Origin of the sequence: Methylobacterium sp., from assembly GCF_019750675.1 — a bacterium.
Lineage (GTDB): Bacteria > Pseudomonadota > Alphaproteobacteria > Rhizobiales > Beijerinckiaceae > Methylobacterium.
The window spans coordinates 1-4,005 of the sequence record NZ_JAIEOF010000245.1; the positions used below are offsets into that span (position 1 = coordinate 1).

General features: G+C 71.9%; 5 protein-coding genes. 1 reads left to right on the forward strand and 4 read right to left on the reverse strand.

Features of this window, described 5'->3' with window-relative positions:
- The 3 genes from K2X24_RS12480 to K2X24_RS12490 form a co-directional block, all read right to left on the reverse strand.
- On the reverse strand, positions 1-708 hold a 708-nt coding region (locus K2X24_RS12480), incomplete at its 3' end, for an ABC transporter permease (protein ID WP_292498469.1).
- Positions 708-1,886, reverse strand: a complete 1,179-nt coding sequence (locus K2X24_RS12485) for an ABC transporter permease subunit (RefSeq protein ID WP_292498471.1) — start codon at positions 1,884-1,886, stop codon at positions 708-710. The genes K2X24_RS12485 and K2X24_RS12480, both read right to left, overlap by 1 nt.
- Before the next feature lie 11 nt (positions 1,887-1,897).
- Complete coding sequence (locus K2X24_RS12490) at positions 1,898-2,839, reverse strand: glycine betaine ABC transporter substrate-binding protein (protein ID WP_292498474.1); 942 nt, start codon at positions 2,837-2,839, stop codon at positions 1,898-1,900.
- 303 nt (positions 2,840-3,142) lie between these two features.
- On the opposite strand from K2X24_RS12490, the gene K2X24_RS12495 reads away from it, so the two are divergent.
- Positions 3,143-3,532, forward strand: a complete 390-nt coding sequence (locus K2X24_RS12495; protein ID WP_238276015.1) for a response regulator — start codon at positions 3,143-3,145, stop codon at positions 3,530-3,532.
- 16 nt (positions 3,533-3,548) lie between these two features.
- On the opposite strand, the gene K2X24_RS12500 is transcribed toward K2X24_RS12495, so the two are convergent.
- Positions 3,549-3,920, reverse strand: coding sequence for a YraN family protein (locus K2X24_RS12500; protein ID WP_292498476.1), 372 nt, complete (start codon positions 3,918-3,920; stop codon positions 3,549-3,551).
- Between the last annotated feature and the right edge of the window lie 85 nt (positions 3,921-4,005).

Sequence of the window (4,005 nt, forward strand, 5' to 3'; positions counted from 1 at the left end):
TGCGGCCTCGCCGAGGAACGCCAGGGCGGCGGTGGCCGCCGCGCCCTGGAGCATGGGCACGGTGTTCTGGTTCTGCAGCCCGGCGACGATCGGCGTGCCGAGGGTGGTGGCCCCGGCGAGTGCCCCCACCGCGACCGTGGCGACGGCGAGAACGAGGGCCGTGCGCAGGGTCTCGACGATGGCCGGCGCTGCCAGGGGTAGTTCGATCCGCGTCAGGATCTGAAGACGGGTCAGGCCGACCGCCCGGCCGGCCTCGCGGATATCCGGTGCCACGCCCTCGATCCCGCCGACCGTGCCGCGCAGGACCGGCATGATCCCGTAGGCGACGAGGGCCAGCAGGGTCGGCGGGCCGCCGAACCCGAGCACCGGCAGGGCCAGCGCCACCACCACCACCGGCGGTACGGCCTGCGCGCCCGCCGCGACCGCGTCGACCAGGGGCCTCCAGGGGCTCGCGGCCCGGCGGGTCACCAGGATGCCGAGGCCCACGCCCAGGACCGTGACGAGGGCGAGCCCCGCGCCGGCCAGGATGACGTGCTGCAGGCTCAAGGCGAGGAGACGCGTCACGTCGAGGGGCCGCCGGGCCGGTTCTCCGAGGGCGGCGGCGATCCAGGTCGCGGCGGCCGGATGGCTGATGCCCGCGAGGATCAGTCCGGTGACGGCGAGACCCAAGGCCGGGTGAGGTACGGTCGGCTGCGCAGCGCGGTCCATCAGGCGTGCCAGCGGCGGCGCGCCGCCGCCTCGATCCGGCTCAAGCCGATCTCGGCCCCCAGCGACAGGGCGATCACCGGGATCGCCCCGAGCAGGATCAGATCCGGGGCGAACTGCGCCATGCCGTCGAAGACGATCCGGCCGAGGCCGCCGGCACCCACCAGGGCGCCGAGGGTGGCGAGGCCGACGGCCTGCACGGCGGTGACCCGCAGGGCGGCCACGAGGACCGGCGCCCCCAGCGGCAGGCGAACGCCGAACAGGGCCTGCGCGGGGGTGAGCCCGAGGGCTGCGGCGGCCTCCAGGGTTGCGGCGTCGGGGGAACGCAGGGCGAGGGCGAGCCCCCGCCAGAGCGGCAGGAGCAGGTAGGCCGCGATGGCGACGATGGCGGGGACCGCGCCGAGGGCCGACAGGCCGAGATCCCGCAGGGCCGGGACGGCGCGCAGGAGGCCGCCGGTCATGGCGACGAGGCCGCCGAGGAGCGCCACCGCCGGCACCACCTGGATGCCGCTCAGCACGATCGACACGAGGCCCTGCCCTCGGCGCCACAGCGACAGGAGCACGGCCCCGGCGAGGGCCAGCGCCAGGGCCGCACCCGACAGGGCGAGGTGCTCGGCGATGGCGGCGTTCACCATCTGGCGGCGCGCCGCGTACTCGACGACCAAGGACAGGGCATCGAAGGCACCGGAGCGCGCCATCAGGACGACGCCGAGGACGATGGCCGCCACCGTCGCGGGCCCGAGCCACGGCGCCCGGGCACGGCGCAACGCCAGACCGAGCCCGCCCGCGAGGAGGGCGAGGGCGAGCCATGCGCCGCCGTCCAGTCTCGCGCGCGCAGCCGGGGGGAAACCCGCAAGGGCCTGCGCCGCACCCTGGCCGAGGCCGGCGCCGAGCACGAGGATCGTGAGGGCGAAGACCGCCAAGGTGAACCCGGTCCGCCATCTTGCCACTTGGCGGCTCGGGACCACGAGGCCGGCGACGCCCAGGGCGAGGATCAGTCCGGCCTGCCATCCGAGCGCCTGGGCACCGAGGACGGGCCGCCCAAGCGCCAGACGGTTCTCGGCGATGCTGAGGACGGGCAAGCCGAACAGAGCCAGAGCGAGGGCGCAGGTCCAGGCGATGCCCGCAAGACGAGGGAGGCTTCGCGACGGGTGGGCACCGAACGGGAGGGCCAAAGGCAAATCGAATCTCATCACGGCAACAGCCCGTTCTCCGAGAGGTATTGCTCGGCAACGGACTCGGCCACCGCGCCGTCGACGGTGATGCGAGCGTTGAGGCGGCGCAGGGTCGGAGCGTCGAGGGTGGTGAAGACCCGCGCCAGGGCCGGCGCGATTTCAGGATGCCGCCTGAGAGCGTCGGCTCGAATCACCGGCGCGACCTCGTAGACGATCTGCGCGGCCAGGGGATCGCTCATGACGATGAGATCCAGGGCCGAGAGCGCACCGTCCGTTCCGTAGACCATGCCGGCATTCACGCCACTGATGCCCTGCGCCGCCGCGCGAGCCGTCACTGCGGTGTCGCCTCCCGGAAGGCTGATGATGCGGTCGAGCGGCAGGGAAAAGCCGTAGGCGGCTTCGAAGGATGGCAGGGCGGCCGGGCTTTCGACGAACTCGGTGGAGGCGGCGAGGCGGATCAAGCCGCGTCGCACGGCGCCCGCGAAATCCACCATCGTCGCCAAGCCCTCGCGCCGGGCGAGATCCCCGTTCACCGCGATCAGCCAGGTGTTGTTGGCCGGGGCGCGCTGGAGCCAGACGAGCCCGAGTTCCGCGTCGCGGCGGCGGATCGTCTCGTAGGCCCCCTCCGGCGATTTCCAGACGGGGTCGGACTCCGTACCGGTGAAGAAGGCGCCGTTGCCCGTGTACTCGGGGTAGATCGTCACCTCACCCGACAGGAGGCTGGTGCGCACGATCAGGGTCGGCCCGAGGCCGAGCTTGCGTGTCACCGGAAGCCCGAGCCTGCCAAGCACCCGCGCGATCATCGCTCCGGTGAGCGCGCCCTCGGTATCGCTTTTGGAGGCAACGACGAAGGGGGCTTCGGCCAAGACGGGGGTGGCGGCGCGCCAAGCGAGAAGCCCGAGGCCGCCGAGGACCGATCGCCGCGCCACAGACCGCGCTCGGGAATGTCTGTCTAACATAGGTTATTGGCGCCCCGATTCTCGCATCCTACCCCAAAGCGCGAAGCCCCGAGAAATGTATCGGCCCGTAACATTGCGGCCCCCGAGACGGTGTTTGCCGGGGTCTCGGTGCTTGACACGCCAGTCGGAACGGGCGACGGCTCGCTCTGTGCCGAGGTGGTCGATCCACCCTCCGGCGCCGCGCGGAAATCGTATCGTCCGCGACGCGCGGCGCTGATCGGACACGGTGGGAGCGAACCCGCGAATGGCCTTCCTGGAAGGTCTTCCGGAATTCCGAACGAATCGAAGGGAAGAAGCCCCGGCGTGAGTGCTCAAGTGGACGAAGACCTTCTCAATGGGGCTCGCGTGCTTGTCGTCGAGGACGAAGCCGCAATCTCGATGCTTCTCGAAGACATGCTGCTCGATTTCGGCTGCACGGTCGTCGGTCCGGCCGCGCGCCTGTCGACGGCCCTGGAAATGGCCGAGACCGAGAGTTTCGAGGTGGCTATCCTCGACGTCAACGTCGCGGGCGAGCCGATCTATCCGGTGGCCGAGGCGATCGTGAAGCGCAACCTGCCCATCGTGTTCTCGACGGGGTATGGCGGCGCCGGGATCCGTGAGCCCTTCCGCGACCGTCCGGTCGTGCAGAAGCCCTTCAGTCAGGCCGACCTGAAGCGCACGCTCATCGCCGCCGTCGCCGCCGCGAAGGCATAAGTACGCCCGCCTGACCTCATCCGATCGGAAAGGCGTCGACCACGTGCCGGGGCCAGCTGCCCGGTGAGACGAACACCGCATCGGCCCGGAACGTCGCGGCGTCGCAGGCCGCGTGGCGACTGATCCAGGCCCGCGCCGCCCGCGAGAACCGCGCCACCTTCTGCGCATCGATGGCACCCTGAGCCGCCATCAGGGTGCCGCGCGCCTTGACCTCCACGAAGGCGACCGTATCGCCACGCCTGACGATGAGGTCGATCTCCCCGCCCGCCGCGCGGAAGCGCGTGCCGAGAGGGCGGTACCCCTTCAGCATCAGGGCGACCAGGGCCAGCGTCTCGGCCGAGCGCCCGCGTCGGTCGGTGACGCGCCGGTGCTCCCCGGCTTCACGCATCGTCGCGGCGTGCCAGGGCGAGGGCACGGGCATAGACGACGCGGCGAGGCTGGCCGGTCTCCTCCGCCACCAGGGTCGCCGCATC

What these genes read in the sequence shown, in the direction of transcription:
- K2X24_RS12490 (WP_292498474.1), bottom strand. Translation starts at nt 2,839, where the DNA reads ATGTTAGACAGACATTCCCGAGCGCGGTCTGTGGCGCGGCGATCGGTC.
- K2X24_RS12500 (WP_292498476.1), bottom strand. Translation starts at nt 3,920, where the DNA reads ATGCGTGAAGCCGGGGAGCACCGGCGCGTCACCGACCGACGCGGGCGC.